Here is a 25,998-nt window from a genome sequence, read left to right on the forward strand (position 1 = left end):
CGCACGGATCTAACTGAGAGGTGCGGGGAATAATATCCCCCATCGACTCAACCAAAACCACACTAGGGGAAACATACGGTAAAGAGACTCGGATATTGTCTTGGATTCCGATCACAAAAACTCAAGGCGAACAATTTGTCACTTGGACTACTCGCGGTGCTTGGATAGGCATTGGTCTAATGGTTGTTGGATGGGTAACAATCCGTTTTATCGGCCCAGCTTTCGGTTGGTGGCAAGTAGTCTCTTAATTCATAATTGAATTAGTTGGAGTCTAGATATCCAACTAATTCAAGACTGCAAAAAAAGACAATAACTCGCAAGTGTCTTGCCAATAATTACAAATTACATTAGCGCAACGGTGGGCAGTTTGCGTACCCTATGGGAAAGCAAGCTAGGCGTAGCCTCTTGTAAAAAGCATGATGACGAATTACGAATTAGTTAACTGAGTTATTAATAAAAAATAATTACTCATTTTGGATAGATAATCGAAATATATTATATATGCATTAAATTTGGCAAAACCAAATTAAGATAAGAATCCTTCTAAATTCATCGTGCTTTGGTTTGTACAAGTTTTTGAAAATAATCTAAAAATACCTGAGAATATTGCCTAAATGGCAACATTGTTCTGCTGAGTTTAGGTATTGTCAGTGTTAAGTTTTCCCCTTGTGGATTCTACACTCACACTTAATCTACTAACATCACTAATTTGGTATAAATTGTTATTTCCCTGCTTTTGCAACTACTTAACCTATAATTCGCACTGTCATCTGCTTAACTTTATATATATAGGAGGAAGGAATTTGGTATAACTAATCATTTGTCTATACCAAAATCTACGTTAAAAACAGAACAGATTAAACATCTAAGCAAGAGACACTATAACGATGGAAAACTACATTATGGCGTTTAATAACAGTCTATTTGACTGCACATAGCCAATAAAAACTAAATATGTAGCTTTTCTGTAGTTGACTAGTGCTAAATTTAAGTTACTCTTAAAGCGGATCTCTTGCTCTAAGAATCTACCCTGACAGAAATGTATAAAGATATAGTTAAATTTAGCAATTCTGTCCGAGATTTTGAATTTACAAACTGAATAGTTTGATACGGCCTTCAAAATCCCGATCCACTACCCTAAACAAAGTAGTCAATTCACGACTCAATATCATCTGTCTGGTAATTGTAATGAATAGTTTACAATACCAATGGGTGAGAAAATCTAAAGAAAATATAAAAGAAACTCAAATTACTGTGGTGTCTGGAGGACAAAAGTGTTTCTGAGACTAGCACATCAACATCGACAATTCGTCCAAGACTTAGTAATGAACCTGCAAGCCTTGGCGATTGTATTAGAGCGGCGTGGGTATCCTGCATCTTGCTATACCTGTGGCGACCAAATGAATAGTGCATCATTTATGGTTAGCTTGGGTGATAATCATCTAATTCGATTTTTAGTGTCCGATTACGGCATTACTTGGACAGAAATGCGGGATGACCGCGAATTAATGAAGTTAGAGGGTGCAGAGGCAATAAGCCAATTAGATGAATTGGCCGATCTTGTCAAGCAATCTATGCAAAGTGATACAGGCTCTAAAACTCTTGCCAAGAAGTATTAAGATTTCAGAGGTCGAGAGCAAATTAGAAATTGATTATCGGTAACTGTTAATCGGTAACAGTGGCTTAGTTAAGCGATCGCTTACCTATTTCTCCATTATCATAAAGTGATTGGCTATGGCTGGCCCATCGCATATTTTTTGTATCAGCGAAAATCTGACGATCTTGATTTTCAGCCTCTAGCTAGAAGGTGTTAAAACACAGCAAAGTCAGAGGTTAGTTAGTTGAGCGCTCCTCTTTTGCGATAATTTCATCAAAACGCGATAACTTCTCTACGAGACACTGCGCGAATATCTAAAGTCCATTGCCAATTAAAATAAAGGGTGCCCAATAGTACGGGTGACTAAAGTCATTGACTGCTGCTACGGGTGCATTATGACTTATTTCCTTCCAGTTTCCAGTAATTAATGAGAGTTGAGCTTGGCGTAAAGCTTCAGTTTTAGTCAGCTTCTCAGTAGAAAGAATACCATAAAAAGCACTCATGAGTGCTTGTGTACCACCATCATCTACAGACCACAAAGAGGCGATCGCGGCTCTAGCGCCGGTTTGTTGCATCTGATAGCCAAAGCCCAAAATTTCTTCACCGTTACCTAACTTGCCTCCCAAGCCGGTTTCACAGGCGCTCAACACTACCAAATCTACATTCGGGAGTGACCAAGTGGCGACATTTCTAAAATTAACGCGATCGCCATTTCCAAATAAAATAAACGAATCTTCTGGTTTACCTACCACAAAGGCTGCATGAGTCGCTAAATGGACAATTGTATAATCATCCATTTGGGGTACAGCGACTTTAGGAGTAAAGGCATCGTCTAAAAGCTTCGTAGTTTCAGGAACCGCTGCTGCTAGACTTTCCACTTCCCGCACTGCAAAGGGTAAGCCAGCGAAAGCAACCTGTCGATTACCAACTTTGATTTGATAATTACCTTTAGTAAAAGCAGCCGCTAAAACCCGCAAAGTGGATTGTTTTGGGGTGTTTAAATTAGTCAGACTAGCAGATGTAATGTGATTCACGTTGAAACGCTGTACGAGCCATTGTTTGCCATCATACACAGCAGTTAAAGGAATGTAGCGTAATCGATCGTCTGGAGCGTAAATCAGAGTTTGCGTACCCGATAGCTTTAAGTCTTTCTCTATCGGTTTAATTAGCCAGTCATACAATTGGCGTGCAGGTGCTTTGATATTTCGACTGGGATTGATTAAAGCTTGACGGAAAGCATCAATTGTTTGATAAAGTTTTTCGCGCTTTACAGCAACGGTGCGATGGATTGGTGGGGATTCAGGAGTTACCAATACCAATTCCAAACTATCTTTTAAAATCAGTGGGTAGAGTAATGCCGATTTTTGCGGTAATCGCGCCAAATTATCTCGAAGTTCGTTGAGACTTTCCAAATCCAAATTTTGCCGCCTAGCTGTACGGCTAATTTGCTCTACCTGTGCTTTCACTGAAGGACTATTGATAAATTGGTTAAATCCATCTAGAAGTTGCTGTTGATTTAAGACTAATTGTTCGATGCGTTGTTTCTGTTCGAGCGATCGCTGTTCAGGGGAAATTTTCCGTAGTGTTGTTAATTCCTTACCCAGTACAACAGCATTATCCACACTTTGATCCAGCTTTTGTTTAATTGGTTTTTCTGTTGCCGCTATATTAATACCTTTGACAGTACGTTGATTACCTGGCACATTCTGGAGATATTCCTCTAGTTCTTCAACTTTGAGTAAATCCATTGTCCTTTGTGCTTCAGCAACACGTTCTTGTTTGAGCAATCGTTCACCCAAAATGCGATATGTCTGGCTAACAGTTATGTTGTAAGCATCTGGTTGTGGCGCACTCAATGCTGATGGATTCAAGCGAGCTTTCTCACGATTAATCAAACAATGCTTGTAGAAAAAAATTGCTAACTCTGGTTGGTTTTGGATATCGAATAAGTAACCTATGTTACTGTAGGTTTTGCCAAGTCGAACCAGATCCCCAAGTTCTTTGTTAATCAATAAGGCTTGCTGATAGGATTGAAGTGCTTCAGGATACTTTTTTTGACTTTGGTAAATTCTGCCAATATTGTTAAATGTTACCGCTTCCCAAGAGCGCTCTCCAAGGTCTCTAGTGATGGTTAATGCTTTCTGTAATTTCTGCAACGCTTCTTTTGATTGACCTTGACGAGATTCTTTGATAGCTTCTTGATTGAGCCTTGCAATTTCTGAGAGTTGATTATTCTTGGGTAAAGCTTGAGCTTTTTCTCCAGATTCGTACCTCAACCTTGCATTTGTATTTACCTGGTTATTGTCTGGATATACCATCCCAAAACCTAGTAAGCTAAGTAGAGATAAAGTAACAACACTCACATGCCGGAGATTAGGCTGCATAACAAAACACTCCCTATGCTCGGAAGGTAAATATTAAATCAAGAAGTCCGGCAACGCAATTAATTTTTATGCTATTCAATAATTTGGAAAATTTATAGGCGTTGAGAAATTTGAAGATGTCAGAAGAAAAACCCAGCCAACCAAAACTACCACCAACCAGCGCTCTTGACAATCCATCCAGTCACGAGTTTGGGAATTGGTTTGAATATCCTGTCAGAGTCCAACCCCACCACACTGACTATGCCGGTCTTGTCTGGCACGGTTCTTATATAGCTTGGATGGAAGAAGCGCGGATTGAATGCTTGCGATCTATAGGGATTGAATTTGCTGATTTAGTCGCTATAGGCTGCGATTTACCAGTTGTAGAATTGTCGGTGCGCTATCACCGTTCAATTCAATTGGGTATGGCAGTGCTGGTAAAAACCCGTATGGCTGAGGTGACTGGTGTCCGCATCAATTGGGATTACGCCATTATCTCAACTGATGGACAACAATTGTACGTTACTGCCAAGGTGACTTTAGTCGCTTTAGATCGCGAAAGAGGCAAGATTATGCGTCAGTTACCGCCGAGTTTTAAGGATGCATTAGCCAAGATTTCAGCATTAAATAACAATTGATCGGGCAAGGTTATCATTTCACCTTTTCTACTTCACCTTTTATTGGCAAAAGTGAAGTATAGATCGTTATTTTCCAGTTTGGATCTGCGACAAATTTTGAGCAAACTGCGTTACGTAATGCCAAATATCTTGGGGAGTAATGCCAAAACTAATATTTAATAAAACAAGGATTGCCGCAAGAGTTAATGCAGTGCTCACGGTTGCTTTCAGCAATTTCCATAATATTATGAAGACTATCCAAGCTATAATTAACGTAATAATCATATATATTCATTCCTTAATAATTGCCCTTGTCTGAAAGTGAGTTGACTCAGAAAGGATAAGCTTTTATTTTGGTACTAATTACTGGTATAAAAAATGCTAAACCCAGTTGTTAATATTTACTAAAATGGAGGTTTTTGTGATAATTAGCCTGGAGATATTTTACCTAAGAATCAGATAATTATTGATGTAATATACTGGGTTTATTTGCAAAGTTTTTGTAAAGCTTTATATTTTTTTGGAGATAAATTATAGATATACATAAAACTGACGACCGATCCGGAAGTCAAAAGTTATCTTCAATAAAGTTTTATTTGTTAACTTTTTTATAGTTCGGTGAGTACATCTTTGCGATCGAGTGAAATAATTTTCATATTAATTAAATTAGAGGCTGGGGATTAGAGATTGGGGACTAGGCATCAATTTCTAATCCTCAGTCCAAACTGAACTGAAGGTTTTTATCGCAGAGAGATTATCCGCGACTGAGTTTCTAACCTTTCACTTGCTATTAAAACTTCTTGTCTTGCCCATTGATCTGCTGCCAAAATGTCATCTAAAGAGGGATTAGTACGGTTATCATTTTGATGGCGATCGCACACCCATTCGATACACCGAGGAATATCTAAAAACCGAATTTTTTCTTCTAAAAATAAAGCTACAGCTTGTTCATTGGCAGCATTTAACACCGCTGGCATCGAACCGCCAGCTTTACCCACAGCATAAGCCAACTGCATACAAGGATATTTCTGGTGATCTGGTTCGCGGAAAGTTAAGTTTCCAGCTTTGACTAAATCTAGTCGTTCCCAGTCGGTGTAAATGCGATCGGGCCAAGATAAAGCATATAGCAAGGGTAAGCGCATATCTGGCCAGCCGAGTTGGGCTAAAACTGAAGTATCTTGTAGTTCAATCAGTGAGTGAATAATGCTCTGGGGATGAATGACAATTTCGATATTGTCATAATCCAAGCCAAACAGGAAGTGAGCCTCAATTACTTCCAGTCCTTTATTCATCAAAGTAGCAGAGTCTACCGTGATTTTCCGTCCCATCGACCAATTAGGATGCTTCAAGGCATCAGCAACGGTTACATCTGCTAACTTTTCTACATCCCAGTCGCGGAAAGCCCCACCAGATGCAGTCAGCAAAATTTTCCGTAAGCCATCTTTGGGAACACCTTGGAGGCATTGAAAGATTGCGGAATGTTCGGAATCGGCAGGGAGTAATTTTACACCATGTTTTTCCACTAGGGGTAGAACCACAGGGCCGCCAGCAATCAGAGTTTCTTTGTTTGCTAAGGCAATATCTTTACCAGCTTCAATCGCGGCGATCGTGGGTAGCAAACCAGCACAACCAACGATCCCAGTGACTACGGTTTGGGAATCGCCGTAACGGGCAACTTCTATCACTCCGGCCTCACCAGCCAGTAGAATCGGTTGGGGATTGAGGTCAATGATTGCTTCTTTGAGCGCTGGTAATTTATCTTCTGAGCAAATGGCTGCTATTTCCGGCTGAAACTGCCGAATTTGAGCAGCCAACATCTCTACATTGTTCCCAGCTGCCAATCCCACAATCCGAAACCGATCTGGGTACTGAGTAACAATATCTAAAGTCTGAGTACCAATAGAACCAGTAGAACCAACAAGAGTAATCGCTTTCACAATTGCTTAAGGATTTACAGACAACTCTCACTATAAATTGCTGGGGACTCTTTAATCACAGCGATCGCCATAATCGATACACTGACAAGGAGGAGAGACACAAAGAAAGAAAATATTCCCGTGTCTTCTTGTTCGCGTACCTGTTTGTGCCAGCCCCAATCCGTTAATTTCAACTCGATAGACTGCTAGCACGGCAAAAATTCTGCTACGATCTCAAACCAGACAAGGTTTAATTTTCATATAACTAGACAAAATTTGTATTTATAAATACTATATTTTAGAAGATAAATTCCGAGAGAATTGGCAAAAGTAACCAAATAGGAAATAATTTCAATTAATTATTCATCTGTCCAGTTTCTTAATTATGTTGGTGGAGGATTTAATATGCAAAATCTTACTCATAAATTGCTGGATTGCAGCCATAGGTAGAAAGATGCATAAAGGAGTTTGTTGAAGCACTCAACCCTATGGTCAAAGCTCAGATAGTTATAAAAAAAATTTTATGGAAAAATGATTTCCTGTTTCCAGCAGCAATGTGGCTTGCCAGTCGAATATTTATCTGGACAGCTATGTTGCTGGTTGCGCCAAAACTATCATTATCAGCAGAGGAATTTTTGCCCCGTTTTGGCTGGGGGGTTTTTGATGCTTGGGATAGTATCCATTACCGTGCGATCGCAACTTCTGGTTATGAATTTGTGAATGACGGCAAGCAACATAATCTGGCCTTCTTTCCCCTGTTTCCCTTAAGCATCTGGTTTTTGATGGAGTTGGGCTTACCGTTTGAATTGGCAGGCACGTTAGTCAACAACTTGGCATTTTTTGCAGCACTTTACTGTTTGTACTTTTGGGTCAAGGATTGTTATGGCATCAATGCAGCACACTGGGTAACTGCTGTGCTTTCTTTGTATCCAGCTTCGATGTTTACGGGAGTGATTTACACAGAGGGGCTGTATTTGTTTTTGAGTACGGCGACTTTGCAGGCGTTCGATCGAAAGCAATATGGCTGGACTGCTCTTTGGGGCGCGATGGCGACAGCAACACGTCCTACAGGTATGGCACTAATTCCAGCATTGGCGATCGCAGCCTGGAAAGAACGCCGACCACCTATTGCCTATATAGTCGCTTTGACTACTGCTATTGGCATACTTTTATTCAGTTTGTATTGTGCGATTTATTTTGGCAACCCCTTAGCTTTTATCGAAGCACAGCGAGGATGGCGACCAACTCTAGGATTTGATTGGCAAGGTTGGTTAAATATGTTCATGCAAATTGCCGTTGGCAGTAAAAATTGGCAATTTGGTTGGGTTCAAAACTCCTCTGGCGGGATTCAAGATCCCTGGTATCTGTTGTTATTTGGTGCGATTGTTATCAGTGGCTATCTTTTATGGCATTTCCGTCAACGTTTTAGTTCTGTAAAATTATTTTATAGCTTTTATGGTTTAGTCTTACTTTTGTTGATTCTGGCAAGCGAACAGTGGATCGATAACTTCCTCAACTTGTTCATGGTCTTGGGTGGTGGTTATGTGTTGTGGCGCTTCCACACGCAACTGACCCCAGTTACAGTTATTTATGGCTTTTGTGGTATTGGTTTACTGCTAGCCTCTGGAGGCACTATTTCCTTGAGCCGTCTCGCCTACGGTATTGTGCCTCTGAATATAGCCATTGGTGTGCTCCTATCTCGCCATCCTCGTCAAGGATATTTAATATTAGGCGCTTTTGTGACATTACTAGCCAAAATAGCTGTAGGATTTGCCCAAGAGCATTGGGTTGGTTAGAAGGTTCGATCCATTATTGCGAAGAAATTGAATTTAAATTTCCTAATGAATGTATTCAATCAAACGAAGATAGCGATCGCTTCATTATTTCTAGGTGTAGGTGCCATTTCTTTTGGCTCTATTTTTATGAAATTGAGCGAAATTGAACTTAGCCCCAGTGCAACTGTATTTAATCGCTTTTGGCTTGCTAGTGTAGTCTTCTTAATCTGGCATGGATACAAAGCAATACGGCAGCAATTTTCCGCAGACAAACCTGTAGAACAGCAGTCTTACACCAGTCAGGATATGTTGCTATTACTAGGTGCTGGTATTCTTTGGGCTGCCACTTTAGTTTTGTTGGCTTGGTCGCTGACTCAAACTAGTGTTGCGATTTCTAGTGTGTTGCATAATCTCGCTCCTATATTTACTAGTTTAGGGGTGTGGCTGCTATTTCGTAAGGGTTTTGAGAAGCAATTCCTGATTGGCATGGTCATCGCCCTTGGGGGAGCGATCGCCATTGAATTTGAGGAATTGCAAATTGCCACGGACGAGGTTCAAGGAGGCTTTGCTGCGATCGTTTCGGCGGTTTTATTGAGTGCATACCTGCTGATCGTAGAAAAATTACGAACTAAATTTTCTCCAGCTACAATTCAATTGTGGATCTGTGCGCTCGCCGCTCTAGCTATCTTCCCCATACTTTTGTTCACTCAAGATCGGCTTTTCCCCTCTACAGTCAGTGGGTGGGTGTGGGTAATTTGCTTGGCGCTGGTTTGCCAAGTTTTAGGTCATGGGCTTTTGACCTATAGCCTTGCTAAGTTTTCCTCTGTGGTTGTCTCCTTGGTGCATCTGTTAGAGCCAGTATTTAGCGGCATTTTCGCTCTGGTAATTTTTTCAGAAAAATTAACTTTCTCGAATTGGATAGGTTTCGCTGTAGTTTTAATGGGTTTATACTTAGCCATATCTAGCCAAGCTGCTATTAATTATCCGTTCCAGGCATCAGTCAACAATATAGTTAATACTTTCGTTAAAAGTATGACGATTAAACTGTCATTACTAAAGCAACAATTTTCAGAAACACCAGCTTTATTAGGAACTGTATCATTATTGTTTGCCTTAATTCCCATATCCTTAGCACCATCTTTAACTAAATTGTGTCAACAAGAAATTGGTGCAAATGCTGTAGTATTTCATCGCAGTTGGATTGCAACAGTTGTCTTTGGTTTGTGGAATGGACTTGAGGCTTTTCGCTACCAACAGTCTATTGAAGAAGGCAGGAGGCAGGGGGCAGAAGGCAATATTACTCCTGTCTTACTTGATAACCAATCTATAGAACAGAAGCCTTTTACAAGTCAAGAAGTGTGGCTATTGTTGGCAATGGGAACCTCTGCTGGAACCTATCTTCTATTATGGGCTTGGTCGCTGAGTCAAACTAGTGTTGCCAACGTGGCTTTACTGTCTAATTTGAACTCTTTATTTGTTGCTTTGGCTGGGTATTTATTATTCGGTCGGCGTTTTGATAATAGATTCGTGATTGGTCTGGTCGTCGCTTTGGGAGGAGCGATCGCCTTTGAACTCAATAAGGTACAATTTGCAACCGATCAAATATTAGGTGATGCATTAGCATTGCTAACTGCGGTTTTCATGGCTACGTGTATGCTGCTGATAGAAAGACTCCGAACCAGATTTAGCACTGCAACTATCATGCTGTGGCGATGTGGAGTAACGACAATGTTTCTATTACCAGTCCTCCCATTCCTCGAAGATAGACTATTGCCCTATTCCTGGATGGGTTGGTTTTTCATAATTTTTCAAGCTCTCTTCTGCCAAGTGTTGGGTCAGGGACTTTTAGCTTATAGCCTTAGCAGAATCTCTTCAGGCGTTGTTGCCGTCACGCTTCTTTTAGAACCAGTTCTAGCTTCCATTTTTGCTTGGTTTATTTTTGCAGAACAAGTAGCTTTGTTTGACTGGGCGACTTTTGCCGTAGTTTTAATGGGTATCTATCTAGCCCAATCTAGTCAATCCATTGTTCAAGTAACAAACGAAGGATTGTAGCAGCGCTATTTATCCAAAGTTCAATTTTAGAGAATATGTCTCTAAAGGATAAATTCATTCATAAATTATGGTGAAATCAGTGTAAATCCTTGAGCCGAACCGATAATTTTACTACCAGTTAAATTGATTTGCTGCAAAGCTTCATTGTCTAACAGCAAATAAGATTTATTAGATAACATTTGTTGTAAAGTTGGGACAGTTGCAGGAGTTACCTTACAATCGCAGTAAAAGTCTAAACTGGGACGCCCATAAGCAAAAGAAGTATAAATTTGTGTTCCTGTTGAAACATTTGCCCGAATTAATTCTGCTACTGGTTTAACCGGAAAAGCTTCCTTTAATTCCCAGATCCATGATTGCGAACTCATTAACAGTGCTAAAACTAAGTAGATCCCAGAAAATAGCACTGGAATAAAGTTGCGATCGCGTTGTTTAATTAGCCATGCTGCAATGCTCATACTGATTGCCAAAACAATGCTCATGACTATTAAACTAGGTTCTTTCTTTGCAAGAATAAAGTAAACAAAACCTCCTAAACCAGCAATAGCAATAATAGTCATAAATATTCTCAAACTTCGCACCTTAAAATGACCGTACTGCCAAATTTCGCTAAGTTTCGCACCAATTGCCAAAGCTAAAAATGGATATACAGGCATAACATACCAAGGCAGCTTAGTTTTCATTAAAGAAATAGTCCCTAAGTAAATAATTGTGCCAATAAGAATTAAGCGACCCCAGGTAGTATGACGTTTTTTCCAAGCTAGATAAAAACCTCCTGGTAAAAATAGTAGCCAAGGAAAACTATATTTAATTAACTCAATTAAATAATACCAAGGTGGCCCGCTATGACCTTCAACAGATTGTGTCAGACGATCAAAAGTTTGTGTTTGAAAGTTCACTTGGAAGAAAGTTTCGCCATAATGTTGCCATTGAGCGACAAACCAAGCGATCGCAGGTGCATTTCCTAAAAATATTCCTACTAATAAATAGGGACTTGTTAACAAAGCAAACTGCCGATCTGCAATCAGGAATAAAAAAGCGATCGCTCCTAGCGGTAAAACTATCATCCCTTTCGTGAGAGCAATTAACCCCAGACAAAATCCCACACCGAGAGCATATCGACGATTCTCTCGTGCTTTTAGCAAACAAAACAATAGCAGCAAGAAAAAGGTAATAGTTGTACCATCTAGCATTGCTAGCCTTCCGTGACGCACTACAGGCAACATCGTCAGGTAAACTAAAGCGCTAAACAGAGCTGGTAAACTTTGGTTAAAAAGCAAACATCCCACCAAGTAAAGCAAAGGCACGCCCAAGGCTGTTAATACTGCACCCGGTAGACGCGTTGTCCACTCATTCACACCTGCGATCGAGTAAGTCCAAGCAATTAATAAGTGCATCAGGGGTGGCTTATTATGATAGGGTTGCCCTCCCAATGTGGGATAAAGCCAATGCATTGAACCAAGCGGGGCACGCCAAATTTCACGGGCAACCTGTGCCACAGTACCTTCATCCCAATCTCTTAAAGCGGAGTTTCCCAAAAATATCAGCCATAGAAATAGAGATATTATCAGTAAGCTAAATAACCATTCTTTTTCTCGGAATAGACGCATATCTAAAATCGGGATAATCATCTCAAACCTCACTAATCGTTAGATGATTTCCATTAGAAATCATTGCTAAATTTTGTAAGTATCTTGGATGAAGATTTGAGATTTTCTTCTTCTAAAATAGATACTTAGGCTGATAATACTCGGAATCCAATCGTAAATCTGATGGAAGTTGTGAGTAATTAACAATGCTCCAAACTGCCAAAGTTCAACCCTCCTTTTGCTGAAACTGGCTCAATAACCAAGTTCCAACTTCAGATTGACTTATTTCACGACTTCGGCGTAAGGCTTCTTCTAAAATTGCAATTACCAATCCAGGCAATACCTGTGATTCTTGAATACGTTTACTGCCTCGATCTGCGATCGCATAAGCTATAATTTCGGCATTTTGGACATCTACTACCCGGTATTCAGCAATACCCAATTCTTCATAGAGCGCTCGCTTTGTACCCAAGTCATCCAGCAGAGATGTTTTCGCAATCTCAATAACTAAATCTGGTGCAGGATAGCGATCGAGACTCACAATTCCTGTTCCAGTTGGAATAGTTTGGGCGCGTTCTCTGAGGTAATATGCCACATCGGGCTGACAGTCCTGAATACCAGTTTTACGAAAAGTCGTGGTGTCTAAGCCTGTGGCTAAAATCTCTTTAATAGTCGCAAATAGAGTTACAGCAAAAATAATTATTACATGGTCTTTACCACGAGCAAAACTAACTGGTGGCATCTCCAGCCTCATGTGTCCTTTGTAGTAATAGCTTTTTCCCTTCTCGTTGAGCAAGTTAGCGACTATCTGCTCATACTCTTGCCAAGAAGCACAAATCCATATATCTGTCGGTAACTGGGTCTGAGTTTCACTCATTGTCTAACCCTTGTGCCAGTAATCTATATCTCTTGTAACTTAAATTCTAAACTCCTAGCTCGACTCTTTAACCTCTGAAGTGCAACCTTTGAGTTCTGAGGTTAGATGATGGGGGTTGAAAGGCGATCGCTTCGCTGCTAAACCATCTCATACTCGGCAATTTCGCATCAAAGCTGTATAACCTGCTTGCACAAAATGTCTGTCATAGGCAAGCGCTTCAGCAATAATTTGCTCCTCCATAATTTTGAATGACACGCAATCAGTTTGACTCCACTCCTTATCTGCCCTTTGCTCATAAAGCGTCAACGCCGCCTGAAACTGAATACTAGTTTGTGGAATGATGGTAGTGTTTGGATGGCGATAAAGACTCCTAATCAGATTGGCGGCTGCTTGTCGAAAGTACTCACCTCTAGATGAAAAATCATTCAGTACTTCAGTTAAGACCATTTCACTGGTGACAATATGAGCAGGCTGTAAAGCTCTTTTGAGAGGTTTACCGCTTTGTTATGTAAATCATCACGAGGATTAAGCAACGCCACCCAGTACCCTGTATCTGCAAACACAACCCGCATCAATCTTTTCCTTGTTTCTGTTTCTGGTAGTAATCAAATCTCCTAGCTAAGTCTGTGGGTAGTTTTTGCCATTCTTCATCAGGGACTTGGGCAGAGATTTCAGCTACTAATTCCCAAATAGGCACAGCGTTTAGGTCAAAGGAAAGTTCGCTTAATTTGGATATCTCGCTGAACTTGATGGTGGTTGACAGGTTTTCAGAACCATCTGACGGAGATATCGGCGTATGTTCCGGTTGAAAATTTTGTTTTACCATTCTATTATTTTTACCTGCTTCTTCCATATCTGAGTCTGGATGATGAGGCTTGGAAGGCGATCGCTTTATTTACTCAACTTAGTTTATTCTCCTTTCACCGCAGCCTCAATTGCTTTCACAAATGGAGCAACCCACCACTGATCTGAAGCTTTCTGAAGTGCTTCAAATATAAATGCTTTTCCTCCGACTTCCAAGCGCTTCCTCAAAGTTGGATTCTGCTTCACTTGCTCTACTGCTTCTGCCACAATAATTTGTTTCTCTACTTCAGTTGGAGCGGGATAATTTTGAGTGATCCGATTTACGATTTGCTGAATATCGTCAAAAGTCTCTATGAGATTTTGGTCTTGAGCATAATTATGCTGTGTTCCAATCTGATCTCCATTGACTGTGCTATTGAGATTGACTGCACCCACAGATCCACTAAAGTTTAGGTTTGGGTTGTTTGATCCTTGCATAATAAAGACTCCTGCTTGAATTTGTGTACTTTGATTTTTTGACTGATTGCTCACAATCTGGAGGATCTGCTCTGGTTGAGGTGGTTGCCAATTTTTTCGCCGTTTAACGCTGTGGGCTTTCAGCAGCGTTTTTTTAAGCCACGTTAATTCAGGAAACTCCTCAGCAATACGCTCAATCTCGATACACGCCTGAGATGTCCCAGTTTCCCTAAGTTGTGTTAAAACACTGTCTCTTAAGTTAGCAACACTTTCTCTAGCGCCCATATTGTGAGCAAGAACATCATTACTGTAATCAGGATCTTCAGCATGAGGATACTGACAAACTAGCCAGATGTATAAATCCGCTAACTGTTTTTCAGTCAGCTTTAAATACAAACCATGCGAGTAGCGGTAAGCGACTGCTTCAAATACTTCTCGCCCAAAGTCTGTATCTTGCTGAATAGCCGACCAAATAACCGCCCAGCTAGTAGGTTCTGCACATTCGACTAATACCCTACCTGCAACTACAGCTTTCTGGTGTGCTTCTTCTTCTAAAGGTAGAGGAATAGAAACAAGAGATTTAGCAAACTCTCTAGCTCCAATCGATTCACGCTTTAAAAGTTCTTCAAGTAACTGCCCCATACACTGAGGTTTAATTACTGTATCCCTAGCTTTTTCTAAAAGAACAGCTTTAAAACTTTCATCCCAGCATTTCTCAAATTTATTAAGAATAAAGATATAGCCATGTTCCTCATTCTCCTTATTAATAATACACAGCAGTGTATTTAGGGTTTCAGAGGGGGCATTTATGTATGCCCGCTTAACTAATTCGGTGTAGTAATATTCTTTTTGGGTGGTGCTGCTATGAGGAAAGGCAACAATAATAGATGCCCACCGTTGCCATATCTGAGATGATACAGTGTCTAAAAATTCTGGAGTTTCTTGTAAAAGCAATTGTAAAGCTTTACAGCCAGATAATGCTGGACGATCATACGTATTTGTCCCTATCCAGTCATAAGCTACCTGATTATATTCTTGAATATATTTTTTAGCGCCGTTGATAATTCTTTCACGAGTTTTTCTATCAGCTTCTCGCCATCCAGGAAGTTTTGTTAAATCTGATTCAAGCTCTTTTTCATAAGATTGACTATCTGGCTTAAGCAGCATCTCCATATTTATTTGCCACCAAGCTAATAAATTTCCTGACTCTAGCTGCTCTAAAAATAGAAGTACTCGTTCTTTAGGTGGTGGATCTAGAATAGGTTTTTGTCTACGAGCTATGCGTTCTTGCATCTCTTGATAGTCAGACCTCGACTTCTCAGCCTGCATTGAGTCCAAATCAATTATTGAAACATAATATGCAAATTCTTCACGCAAGATATTATTAGTCTGAGTAGCTGTAAGGATAGCATCTATCTGCTTCACATCTTGACGATTAAATTTCCACTGAATTAGCGCTGCCCAAATTCGCTCTTGCTGAGAATCAACATTTTGAAGTTTTCCGAGCATCCAAAAAACATCTTCTGTCGAAAGGATATTTTGTGTTAATGAATCCAATAAAAAATATATATTTTCTCCTGATTGGGAAACTGTTATGACTGCCTGCTCAACAAGCTTGCGCCGTCTTTCAAGATTATTAACAAGTGATAATTCAAATTGTGCTTGGATCTCGTTGTCGAAAGTTATGATTTTCTGATCTTCTCTCCACTGTATTAGAGCGATTTTAGTAAAACTTTCTGCTATATCAGGTAAATCGAGATGTTCCCAAGCTTTTAGCATTATCGCATCCGCAAGTCTTTCAAATGAGTGTCCAAAGCACCTAAGACCTTGCTTTTCAACCCACTTAAGAGCAACTAGCAAATCACATGGCTGTAGTTTTGGTACGAGTTCAAAGTCAAGAAATATTTGATACGCTCCTGTAAAGTTTCTCTTCTTAGGTGGAGTTAAGACATTAAACAATTCCTCTACTGTTAGATGATCTGACCAAATTGCTGCCAAAGCATATCCTTTAAGTCGGTCGTCCTCATCTTCTAGAAGCTGTTCACAAGTCAGTGGTTTAAATTGCAATCTTGCATTTACATTACCAATTGTACAGATTGCTTTTGCGGCATTAACTCTGAGGTAAATTGATTGAGATGAATCAAGTACTAGGTTTACCAACTCCTCCTGAAGTTCATCTACCTTACAAGCCTCAGCAATATCTATTGCTGCATCTCGTGCATCGATTGGCTTGCTTAAATCCTGAATATATGGAAGCAATTGTACAGCTAACCCGGAATGTTTAAACTTCTCGTATGTGGGATAATTATTTCTATGTGAATCAAATAGCTTTCCCTGCTCATACTGTTTTAATAAGTTATCAACTATTGCTGCTCGAAGATTTGCATCTGTAGGTATGTCGCTTCGCAACAATACATCAGGATCAGTTTTCATGATTTCCTGAAGTACGTCAGTCCTCATACTAGCTAGCCATGCTGCTGTCTCATGAAGTTGTGGGATTAACTTACGTTCAGGATCTTCAGGTGAAACAATCAGTTTCATTACCTGATTCAAAGGTGTTTCGTGCTGAACTAAGTACCATGCTGCAAGAAATTCAGCATAGGTTTGGTGTGCCCATCCCATACGGCTTAATTCACCACGAGATGAGAATAAACCAGTGTCTAAAACTTCTGCAACAGTTTTTTGAGTAATTTCAAACTCTCTACTGTCAAAGGTTTCTGTTCCTTGGCATATCTTCTCAATCAGCACGTCTTCATCTGGAACATCACCCCAATCTGTGCCACTCCAAATAGCAAATTTATTACCAAAAATTGTAATAGCTGCAATCCTAGCGGCAATAATTAAACGTTTTTGCCGCTCAATATTTCCTATTAATTTTGATGAAATGCGGCTTTGATTCCGTTCTTCACAAAGCCAGAGGCATCCTTCAGCATAAAGTTCATGTAGCCTTTGATTAGGAGGAAATTGACCACCGTGGCGATGATAAGTCTTGATAAGGAATTCTAATGTTATGGGCTTGATAGCCAAAGGTACAACATTTTTCTGGTTAATTTCTTCTAGAAATGCCTCAGCATCATTGATTCCTGCAATTCTTGCTGCCTGACTAACATCTATACGGCGAAGCGGAGCTAATTCATAAATTCCTACACTATCTTTACCCCAAATTTGCTTGAGTCCTTCTTCTAGGACTGGTTGCCAAACAGCTGTTCGGCAGGCAATACAAAGATGTAAACGCTGGATATGCTTCTGATAAATTTTGAACTCGTCAACTAAGAGCGTTGCTAATGTATCTATTCGTAGCAAGCATTCATCAAGACTATCCAGAAAAATATGTAACTGATGAGTTCCTTCTATCCATTGAGTAAATTCTGGGCTGTCAAATAATCTGCGAACTAATCTGTCTTCACTTCCATAGGAACGGATATCATCTAACGAATGTACCTCACCACCTTGCTGTTGAATTTTACTGATAATTTGTTTTTTCTCTGCTTTTAAAGCACAACTTTTACCAATTCCTGGCTCACCCAAGAGTGCTAAACATGAGAAGTGGGAGATAGCATCGAAGGTTACTAAATCTGGATTGTATATTTTGCCCCACTTTTCTTCTGGGTCGCATAGATAACCGCCATCAGCTAGATTAATGTGACCTGACCGAGGACACCAGAACCGCTTCCATTTGTAATCTGGACTTGGCATTTTCACCAACAAGAGGCTGAAAACATTTTTACTATGTTAACCTCACTAACCCTTAATGATGTCTTTTAAGAGACGAGTTTTCCAGATAAATATTTCCGCGATCGCTCTCAAAATCTCAACTTTCAACCTCTGAACTCGGAAGTTGCACCTTTTTACTCGAACATTGAGCCTCTGAACTCGGAAGTTGCACCTTTTTGCTCGAACGTTGCGCCTCTGAACTCGGAAGTTGCACCTTTTTACTCGAACGTTGCGCCTTTGAACTCGGAAGTTGCACCTTTTTGCTCGAACGTTGCGCCTTTGAACTCGAAAAATAAAGCTCAGAACTTGGAATGTCGTACTTTTAACTCCAACATCCAAATTCTGAGCTTTCATATTGCACGTTTTAAATGCAAGTACTGAGCTATTTTCTACAACGCTGCTTTTTGAGACTTGGATTTTGCAGGTTTACGAGCAAATCGTTGTCCCATTTCCACAACCACTGCATCTAAACCCGCCCCTTGTCCACTGGCTTTGGCGTAGTTATACACCTGTAAGGCGGCTGCATAAGCTTCACTACCGACTGCAAGAGATGTATCATCTACCAACTCTTGTAACTGCGTCAACGACAATAACACCGGATACAACGCTTCAAATAATTGCACATCCTTTCGCATTTCATCCAAGTCAAACGATCGCGGTAAAAACTCTGGATTCTGCGCCGCTACCTCTAATGCTTTGCTTACAAAGGCGCGACTCTTATCGCCCATCTTGGGTAAAGTCTTGCGATCGTCGGCACTCAAATCAACCAAAAATGGTAGCTTTTCTTTAATGGTGGTGATCGCTTGCAACACAGCATCTCTGTCTGTTTGTGCCAATGTTGCACTAATTGGGGTCGTAGACATAGAAATCACTCTCCAGTATGTTTCTTTCATCTAGAGTGCCCACATATACACCTAAACTTTCCATTCACATAGCAAAACCGCTCATCGTAATAAAGACTGATTTGGCGTTAACTGGCTCTCAAAACGGCTGTAAACAATTTGGGTTGGATACCAACAAGAAAACCAGTATAAATCTTGCATAACTTTACAATAATTACTCTCATCTGCTAACTCAAAGTGAACCAGAGCTAAATTATTCAATCCAACTACTTCTCGTCCCTCCTGAAACCAACGAGATTTCCAAAAAATCAGAGGTTGTAACCATTTCCATTTAGCATTTTCGGCTCGTTTCCAAGGAGCTATCAATGATAATATATCTGCTGTGTAAGTAGAAGTCTGAGCAGTGTTTCGAGGTATCCACTCCAGTACACAATGCCAGTCAGGGTCATTCAGCAGCTGAGGATTATGGTGTAATTGTTTCTCGGAAATTTCTACCATATTGGGTGGCTTTATCCAGCCGATCCAATGTCGTACCTGTTCTGGTAGCAGCCAATCTTTCAATCGTGTATGAATCAGCCGCGTCAACATCTCTTCATTCTTCAATGCACTAGCGGTTAGCTGTATCAAGACAGATTGTAATTTGGAATGGGTGCGTGCATAAGATAAGTGAGCAACAGAACTGTAGTGAATATCCCCAGATAAAATCACGACTTGTTGACGTTCCTCAAACAAAGTAGTTAGGAATTTCGCCAGTGCTTCAACATTGATATTCCAGGCATCTCCAACATCTGTTGAAAAAACTTTCTCCTGGTTTAAGTGCCAATGATGAATCCAATCAATCACTTGTAATCCAAAAACATTTGTGGGCGCAATCACAAATGTAGTTTTAATTTGAGTTTGTTCAGTTACTTGTTGTAAAGGCAAAAGTAGTTGTTGCTCAAAAGCCTTTGGACACAACAGCATCGGCGGCGCAATTGGTTTTTGATCGGCTGGATAACCCCGCCATGTACGTGTATCCAGCACAATTACTTCATGGCAATCGCTGCGGACTATATAATGCCAAGTCAGCGCTTCCGGATCTCGATCCAGAATAAATACTGCACCGTCTCGGACTAAAATAGGTAAGTCTGTGTGGGGGTCGTTGGCTGGCATACCTAGATAACGAGCGATCGCCTGATTAGCCTTTGCATCTCTTCCTTGAGAAGCTGACCAAGCTTGTGCAGCCGCCAACAGCTTTTCACCTGATTTTCCTTCTGCAAATTGCTCTGGTGTATTGCCCCAACCTTGAAATACTGTATAAGCTAACAATGCATTTTGGACTATTCTTCGCCCTAATGGTTGCCCCAGCACGCGCAAACACCAAGCTTGGTTTAAATTCCAGTCATCAGTAACATCATGGTCATCAAAGATGGTGTACATGGGGATATTGGCAAGGGCGCGGCGCACTTTCCAAAGGGTGTAGATGAATTGTCGCAAATGCTTGACTGCGCGATTCCAGTCTTTGATAGCATGGCGATCGCGCATTACTTGCTGTCCTTTGGGAAATGTTGTCGGCCAGCACACTGGCGACCAAGCGAGTAAATAAGTAGCGTAATATTCACCCAGACTGAAAAGATGACTGTTGACTTTCTCTGCTTTGTTATGTAGTCCTGCCGTCAAACCAGCTTGATTTGTCGCAGCATCAGCCCGTTCTCCAGGGGGTAGCTGCTGAGGAGTGCAGTACACTCCATTCACCGGAAGTCGTTCTTCCCAACCCAAGAGGGCATCACCAAGAGTAGTTGCAACCCACAGAGATGGTTCTGCTACATCATCTCCATAAATTTGATCTCCCGTGAGAAACAGCTGGTGAGGTCGGTGCTGGGGTTGATTTGCTGATGCCTGAATCATACTGTCGAGAATTGGCAGTGCATCAAACCCATGCCCATGAGGTTTACGGCAGGAAGCATGGACAATTTGCAAATCTTGAAAACGGTTTGGCGGTAAAGCAAAGGTTGGTTTTTGATGATCGAAGTAGCTGATGTTGACTGGAGGAGAGGAGTTTGAACATAATGCTTGTTGCATTTGCAGGGTTTGGTCAGCAACAGTAAACTGGAGGTCGTATGCATAGATGTGACCTCCAGTTAGGCAATGTCCAATTGTAGATCGAGCCGCGATCGCAACTACATGAAGATACTTACCCAGAGCAAAGGTAGAGCGTTCTCCCTCCAATAAGCAATTTCCTAGTGTTTCACCATCATTTGTTGTGTCATAAACCTTAAGTTTTACCTGACAAGACTGTTTCAGTGCCATCCATACTGTCACAGACTCTGGCTCAGTATGTTTGAGGATTGGCCCCGCTAAAATCAGTGGTAGTTCTTGTAAAAACTCGTCCCCAACTTGGTACTTCATTGCAAACAGTTGACATGATGGTGTTTTAGATGTGTTACTTTGCTCCTAAATTGGTAGCCCAACTCATCTAATCACCAATCATGCATCAATTCTTATCTGTTTAACATCAGTTGATAGCGCAAATAGATTGCAGCCTAAAAGTTCAGGGACAGGCGATACGCCCATCCCATAAAAGTGATTATTTTAGGGAACTCCAAGAAATAAACTATCCAATCTTGTGGGGTGGGCAACATGAGTGCCCAGTTTATATGGCGCTCATGTTGCCACCCTACAATCAATAATTGAATATTTTTTATTTGGAAGTCCCTTAGTTAATTAATTTCGCGCGATGCCTTCTTCCCGCGCGGCACGTTGCACAGCAGCAGCAACAGCAGTGACAACACGCTCATCAAAGACTGAAGGAATAATGTGTTCCCGATTTAAGTCTGAAGGCTTAACTAAAGAGGCAATCGCACTTGCGGCTTCTAGGTACATTTTGATGGTAATTGTCTGTGCCCGACAATCTAAAGCACCACGGAATACCCCAGGAAAAGCAAGGACGTTATTGATTTGATTTGGGTAATCGCTACGACCGGTCGCAATGACAGCCACATCTTTACTGATTAATTCTGGCTGAATCTCTGGAATCGGATTTGCCATTGCAAAGATAATTGGATCTTTCGCCATCGATTGCACCATTTCTGGTGTCAAAACTCCTGGTGCGCTGACACCAATAAACACATCTGCTCCTTGCATTGCACCCGCTAATGTACCTTGACCTTTCACAGCAAATTCGAGTTTTTCTTCTGTCAAATCGCTGCGACTGGTAGAGAGAATCCCTTTAGAGTCGCACATCCAGATTTTTTCTGCCCCAGCTTTGCGGAGTAACCGAGCGATCGCCACTCCCGCCGCCCCAGCACCGTTAATCACGATCTTGATTTCTGCTAAGGATTTATGTACGAGTTTCAAAGAATTAAATAACGCAGCCAAAGTGACAATTGCTGTACCGTGCTGATCGTCGTGAAAAACGGGGATATCTAATTCTTGGCGTAATCTCTTTTCAATTTCAAAGCAGCGAGGTGCAGCAATATCCTCTAAATTCACGCCCCCAAACACCGGCGCAATATTCTTAACTGCCTGGATAATTTCTTCTGTATCTTGGGTGGCGAGACAAATAGGAAAAGCATCCAGCCCCGCAAATTCCTTGAATAGCATTGCTTTGCCTTCCATAACTGGTAGGGCGGCAGCTGGGCCGAGATTTCCCAAACCCAAAACGGCACTACCATCGGTAACAATAGCAACGGTGTTCTGTTTGATGGTTAACTTATAAACTTCCTCTGGATCTTGAGCGATCGCTGTACAAATTCGACCGACTCCGGGGGTGTAAGCCATGGCCAAATCGGAAACACTCTTCAAGGGAATTCTACTGCTAATGCTGATTTTGCCACCGCGATGCAAATTAAAGGTGCGATCGTAAACACTGAGTAACTTGATATCTGGCAACACCTTGATTGCTTGCACAATGGTTTCAGCGTGTTCAGTACTAGCAGCATCTACAGTCAGATCGCGGGTGGACTCTTTGCGGGTTTGCTCGATTAAATCGATTTGACCGAGATTACCGCCACAGGTTGCGATCGCATGTGTTACTGACGCCAACATCCCTACACGATTGGGAATCTGCAAGCGCAGTGTCAAACTAAAACTAGAATTAGGAGTTAGGTCTGCCATGTTGATTTTGGATTTTAAGTTTTAGATTTTATATTGAATTGAGACAAAAACTAAAATTTAAGATTTGTAGTTTGTGAAAACACAATGTATGTAAACTTTTGGGATAATCATCAGTAGTTAGTTTATCCACTGCTTACAGTTTTGATAATTATTTTTATTTATACCAATGCATTTACTAATATAAATGAGTAACAATTTAGTAATTGTACCCAAATACACCAGATATTTTTTTTATATTTTATCTGTGTAAATATTTGTATAACTATAGCTTCATGCACGAAAAAAGCGCCCTCCATACAGAGAGCGCAGTGAATTTTAACTTACAATTAACCGTGAATTATAGGTGCTGCATCTACGCCCGTCGTAGACATCGTTGCCAGAGGTACTGCCTCACCACCCGCTAAATCCAGGGGGAAGTTGTGAGCATTGCGCTCGTGCATCACTTCTATACCCAAATTGGCGCGGTTTAGCACATCTGCCCATGTATTAACTACATGACCTTTGGAGTCAAGAATTGACTGGTTAAAGTTAAACCCGTTGAGGTTGAACGCCATCGTACTGATGCCCAATGCCGTTAACCAGATCCCAACTACAGGCCAAGCAGCCAAGAAAAAGTGTAAAGAACGCGAGTTGTTAAAGCTGGCATATTGCCAAATTAACCGCCCAAAGTAACCATGAGCCGCTACAATGCTATAGGTTTCTTGTTCTTGACCAAACTTGTAACCGTAGTTTATAGATTCAGCTTCTGTTGTCTCTCTAACTAAAGAGGAAGACACCAAAGAACCGTGCATCGCGCAGAACAGGGAACCACCGAACACCGCCGCTACACCTAGTTGATGAAATGGGTGCATGAGGATGTTATGCTCGGCTTGGAATACGAACATGAAGTTAAACGTGCCGCTAATGCCCAGAGGCATCCCGTCAGAAAAGCTACCTTGACCAATTGGATAAATTAAGAAAACCGAAGTCGCAGCAGCTACAGGCGCAGAGTAAGCAACGCAAATCCAGGGACGCATCCCCAAACGATAGCTTAACTCCCATTGCCGACCGAGCCAGCAAAAGATACCAATCAAGAAGTGCAAGACAATGAGTTGATAAGGGCCGCCGTTGTAGAGCCATTCATCCATTGAAGCAGCTTCCCAAATTGGGTAGAAGTGCAAACCAATTGCATTAGATGTAGGTACAACAGCACCAGTGATGATGTTATTGCCGTATAATAAAGAACCAGAAACTGGCTCCCGAATGCCGTCAATATCAACGGGTGGTGCAGCAATAAAGGCAATAATGAAACAGATGGTAGCGGTTAATAGGGTAGGAATCATTAAAACGCCGAACCAGCCAATATAAAGCCGATTGTCGGTGCTAGTAATCCATTGACAGAAACGATCCCACAGGTTGCCGCTTTCGCTTCTTCCTAAAGTTGTGGTCATAACTGTGTTATTGATAAATCGGTGACAACAAACTTTCCCAATTTTAAGAATTGAGAATTAAGCTGTTTTCAAAGACTTCGCCAAATACCTTCTCCCTAATAGCCGGGACTCTCTGGAATTACCTCACACCAAAAATGCTGTTAACTAATTTCCCAAGGGAGACTGTCTGAAAAAAGGGGAAAATTTCCCGGCTCCTAATATCACGTTTTACATTAGTAATTTTTATTTTTCAAGACATTATTTTTAAATTTTATTAAGCTAAACGCTCAACAAACTCAGCGTGTTTTTTTGAATTTAACCCTTGTTGCAGTACTGCTAAAACTTTTGTCATATCTCCTATGATTAGTGAGGTGACAGCTAACCACAAACCTGGAAAGACTTTACTTTTAATCTTTAAAATAATTACAACTAAAAAGCGCCCCCATTTGTGGAGGCGCTTTTTATTTAGCTAAATCTTCAGAATTAACCGTTGATAGTAGGAGCAGTCAGAGCGACAGGTGTAACTTCACCAGCAGCTAAGTCTAGGGGGAAGTTGTGAGCGTTACGCTCGTGCATTACTTCCATACCCAGGTTAGCGCGGTTGATTACATCCGCCCAAGTTGAAATCACACGACCTTCAGAATCAATGATTGATTGGTTGAAGTTGAAACCGTTCAAGTTGAACGCCATTGTGCTTACACCCAAGGCGGTGAACCAGATTCCGATTACAGGCCATGCTGCGAGGAAGAAGTGCAGCGAACGGCTGTTGTTGAAGGAAGCGTATTGGAAGATTAGACGACCGAAGTAGCCGTGGGCTGCAACGATGTTGTAGGTTTCTTCTTCTTGACCGAATTTGTAACCGTAGTTAAGGGACTCGGTTTCGGTGGTTTCACGAACCAAGGAAGAAGTTACTAGAGAACCGTGCATTGCTGAGAACAATGAACCGCCGAATACACCAGCCACACCTAACATGTGGAAGGGGTGCATCAAGATGTTGTGTTCTGCTTGGAACACAATCATGAAGTTGAAGGTTCCAGAGATACCCAAAGGCATACCATCAGAGAATGAACCTTGACCAATTGGGTAGATCAAGAATACTGCGGTAGCGGAAGCCAGAGGTGCGCTGTAAGCTACGCAGATCCAAGGACGCATACCTAAGCGGTAAGAAAGTTCCCACTGACGACCAAGGTAGGCAGCGCAACCGATCAAGAAGTGTAAAATTACTAACTGGTAAGGACCGCCGTTGTACAACCACTCATCAAGAGAAGCTGCTTCCCAGATTGGGTAGAAGTGCAAGCCGATTGCGTTTGAAGAAGGAACAACTGCACCAGAGATGATGTTGTTTCCGTAAATCAAAGAACCCGCAACTGGTTCGCGGATGCCGTCGATGTCCACAGGAGGAGCAGCGATGAATGCAATTACGAAGCAGGTTGTAGCAGCTAGCAGGGTTGGGATCATGAGTACACCAAACCAACCGATATATATACGGTTGTCAGTGCTGGTGATCCACTCGCAGAAGCGATCCCATACATTAGCGTCGGAGCGCCGTTGTAAGGTTGTGGTCATGGTTTTATAAGTGCTATGGGTTGTTAAATATGCAACAAACGGATTTATTTTCGCCTGTTGAAATACAGTCTACATGAATTTACTTTGACGGGATCTTTGGCTTAATATTCTGTAACGTAATTCTTTAACAAGCTCATCGATCTGTAAAGTTTTCCTTCTATGAAATAATCAAAATAAAAGTAATAGATTCAAGCTTTTTCAGCCATTTCAACAATAAACTAGCTACCACTTTCAATGAAGCGATCGCCTAGTTATTTACCTTTACACTTCTTTACAATTAGTCGATGAAAAACATTTTAAGTCTTGTTGATTTGTAACAAGATATTAAG

General features: G+C 41.1%; 19 protein-coding genes. 5 read left to right on the forward strand and 14 right to left on the reverse strand.

Annotation, left to right across the window (positions count from 1 at the left end; genetic code table 11):
* Positions 1-32: 32 nt before the first annotated feature.
* Positions 33-248, forward strand: a complete 216-nt coding sequence (locus RMZ42_RS21035; RefSeq protein ID WP_322673318.1) for a DUF2839 domain-containing protein — start codon at positions 33-35, stop codon at positions 246-248.
* A gap of 1,026 nt (positions 249-1,274) precedes the next feature.
* Positions 1,275-1,619: a DUF1815 family protein gene (locus RMZ42_RS21040; RefSeq protein WP_094350113.1), complete on the forward strand. Its 345-nt coding sequence runs from the start codon at positions 1,275-1,277 to the stop codon at positions 1,617-1,619.
* Positions 1,620-1,911: 292 nt separating this feature from the next.
* Here the strand turns inward: RMZ42_RS21040 and RMZ42_RS21045 are convergent, their stop codons facing one another.
* Positions 1,912-3,981, reverse strand: a complete 2,070-nt coding sequence (locus tag RMZ42_RS21045; protein WP_322673231.1) for a CHAT domain-containing protein — start codon at positions 3,979-3,981, stop codon at positions 1,912-1,914.
* 116 nt (positions 3,982-4,097) lie between these two features.
* Between RMZ42_RS21045 and RMZ42_RS21050 the strand changes: the two genes are divergently transcribed.
* Entirely contained in the window at positions 4,098-4,598 is a 501-nt protein-coding gene (locus RMZ42_RS21050; protein ID WP_322673232.1) for a thioesterase family protein, read from the forward strand.
* A 66-nt stretch (positions 4,599-4,664) separates the two neighbouring features.
* Here the strand turns inward: RMZ42_RS21050 and RMZ42_RS21055 are convergent, their stop codons facing one another.
* The 3 genes from RMZ42_RS21055 to RMZ42_RS21065 form a co-directional block, all read right to left on the reverse strand.
* Complete coding sequence (locus RMZ42_RS21055) at positions 4,665-4,862, reverse strand: hypothetical protein (RefSeq protein WP_118162507.1); 198 nt, start codon at positions 4,860-4,862, stop codon at positions 4,665-4,667.
* A gap of 455 nt (positions 4,863-5,317) precedes the next feature.
* Positions 5,318-6,514 carry a 1-deoxy-D-xylulose-5-phosphate reductoisomerase gene (locus tag RMZ42_RS21060; protein ID WP_322673233.1) on the reverse strand — a complete coding sequence of 399 codons (1,197 nt, stop codon included), beginning with the start codon at positions 6,512-6,514 and terminating at the stop codon, positions 5,318-5,320.
* A 14-nt stretch (positions 6,515-6,528) separates the two neighbouring features.
* Complete coding sequence (locus RMZ42_RS21065; protein ID WP_322673234.1) at positions 6,529-6,687, reverse strand: hypothetical protein; 159 nt, start codon at positions 6,685-6,687, stop codon at positions 6,529-6,531.
* A gap of 294 nt (positions 6,688-6,981) precedes the next feature.
* On the opposite strand from RMZ42_RS21065, the gene RMZ42_RS21070 reads away from it, so the two are divergent.
* Both RMZ42_RS21070 and RMZ42_RS21075 read left to right on the forward strand, forming a co-directional pair.
* Entirely contained in the window at positions 6,982-8,289 is a 1,308-nt protein-coding gene (locus RMZ42_RS21070) for a mannosyltransferase family protein (protein WP_322673235.1), read from the forward strand.
* A gap of 45 nt (positions 8,290-8,334) precedes the next feature.
* On the forward strand, positions 8,335-10,320 hold the full coding sequence (locus RMZ42_RS21075) for a DMT family transporter (RefSeq protein ID WP_322673236.1): 1,986 nt from the start codon (positions 8,335-8,337) through the stop codon (positions 10,318-10,320).
* Between the two features lie 65 nt (positions 10,321-10,385).
* Here the strand turns inward: RMZ42_RS21075 and RMZ42_RS21080 are convergent, their stop codons facing one another.
* From RMZ42_RS21080 to psbA (RMZ42_RS21130), 10 genes are all read right to left on the reverse strand, one after another.
* Entirely contained in the window at positions 10,386-11,927 is a 1,542-nt protein-coding gene (locus tag RMZ42_RS21080) for a glycosyltransferase family 39 protein (protein WP_322673319.1), read from the reverse strand.
* 205 nt (positions 11,928-12,132) lie between these two features.
* The gene (locus RMZ42_RS21085; RefSeq protein ID WP_322673237.1) at positions 12,133-12,783 is read right to left on the reverse strand and encodes a Uma2 family endonuclease; all 651 of its coding nucleotides are present in this window, start codon (positions 12,781-12,783) and stop codon (positions 12,133-12,135) included.
* Positions 12,784-12,930: 147 nt separating this feature from the next.
* Entirely contained in the window at positions 12,931-13,230 is a 300-nt protein-coding gene (locus tag RMZ42_RS21090) for a hypothetical protein (RefSeq protein WP_322673238.1), read from the reverse strand.
* Between the two features lie 124 nt (positions 13,231-13,354).
* On the reverse strand, positions 13,355-13,609 hold the full coding sequence (locus tag RMZ42_RS21095) for a hypothetical protein (RefSeq protein ID WP_322673239.1): 255 nt from the start codon (positions 13,607-13,609) through the stop codon (positions 13,355-13,357).
* 83 nt (positions 13,610-13,692) lie between these two features.
* Positions 13,693-17,739 carry a hypothetical protein gene (locus RMZ42_RS21100; protein ID WP_322673240.1) on the reverse strand — a complete coding sequence of 1,349 codons (4,047 nt, stop codon included), beginning with the start codon at positions 17,737-17,739 and terminating at the stop codon, positions 13,693-13,695.
* Between the two features lie 407 nt (positions 17,740-18,146).
* A complete protein-coding gene (locus RMZ42_RS21105) occupies positions 18,147-18,620 on the reverse strand; it encodes a hypothetical protein (protein ID WP_322673241.1) in 474 nt (157 codons plus the stop codon).
* An 81-nt stretch (positions 18,621-18,701) separates the two neighbouring features.
* The gene (locus tag RMZ42_RS21110) at positions 18,702-20,987 is read right to left on the reverse strand and encodes a PhoD-like phosphatase (RefSeq protein WP_322673242.1); all 2,286 of its coding nucleotides are present in this window, start codon (positions 20,985-20,987) and stop codon (positions 18,702-18,704) included.
* 315 nt (positions 20,988-21,302) lie between these two features.
* Positions 21,303-22,694: a malic enzyme-like NAD(P)-binding protein gene (locus tag RMZ42_RS21115; protein ID WP_322673243.1), complete on the reverse strand. Its 1,392-nt coding sequence runs from the start codon at positions 22,692-22,694 to the stop codon at positions 21,303-21,305.
* Between the two features lie 326 nt (positions 22,695-23,020).
* The gene (gene psbA / locus RMZ42_RS21120; RefSeq protein WP_322673244.1) at positions 23,021-24,124 is read right to left on the reverse strand and encodes a photosystem II q(b) protein; all 1,104 of its coding nucleotides are present in this window, start codon (positions 24,122-24,124) and stop codon (positions 23,021-23,023) included.
* Positions 24,125-24,586: 462 nt separating this feature from the next.
* Entirely contained in the window at positions 24,587-25,669 is a 1,083-nt protein-coding gene (gene psbA, locus RMZ42_RS21130) for a photosystem II q(b) protein (protein ID WP_322673245.1), read from the reverse strand.
* Between the last annotated feature and the right edge of the window lie 329 nt (positions 25,670-25,998).

The organism is Nostoc sp. DedQUE05, from assembly GCF_034530955.1.
In the GTDB taxonomy this organism is placed as follows: Bacteria; Cyanobacteriota; Cyanobacteriia; order Cyanobacteriales; family Nostocaceae; genus Nostoc.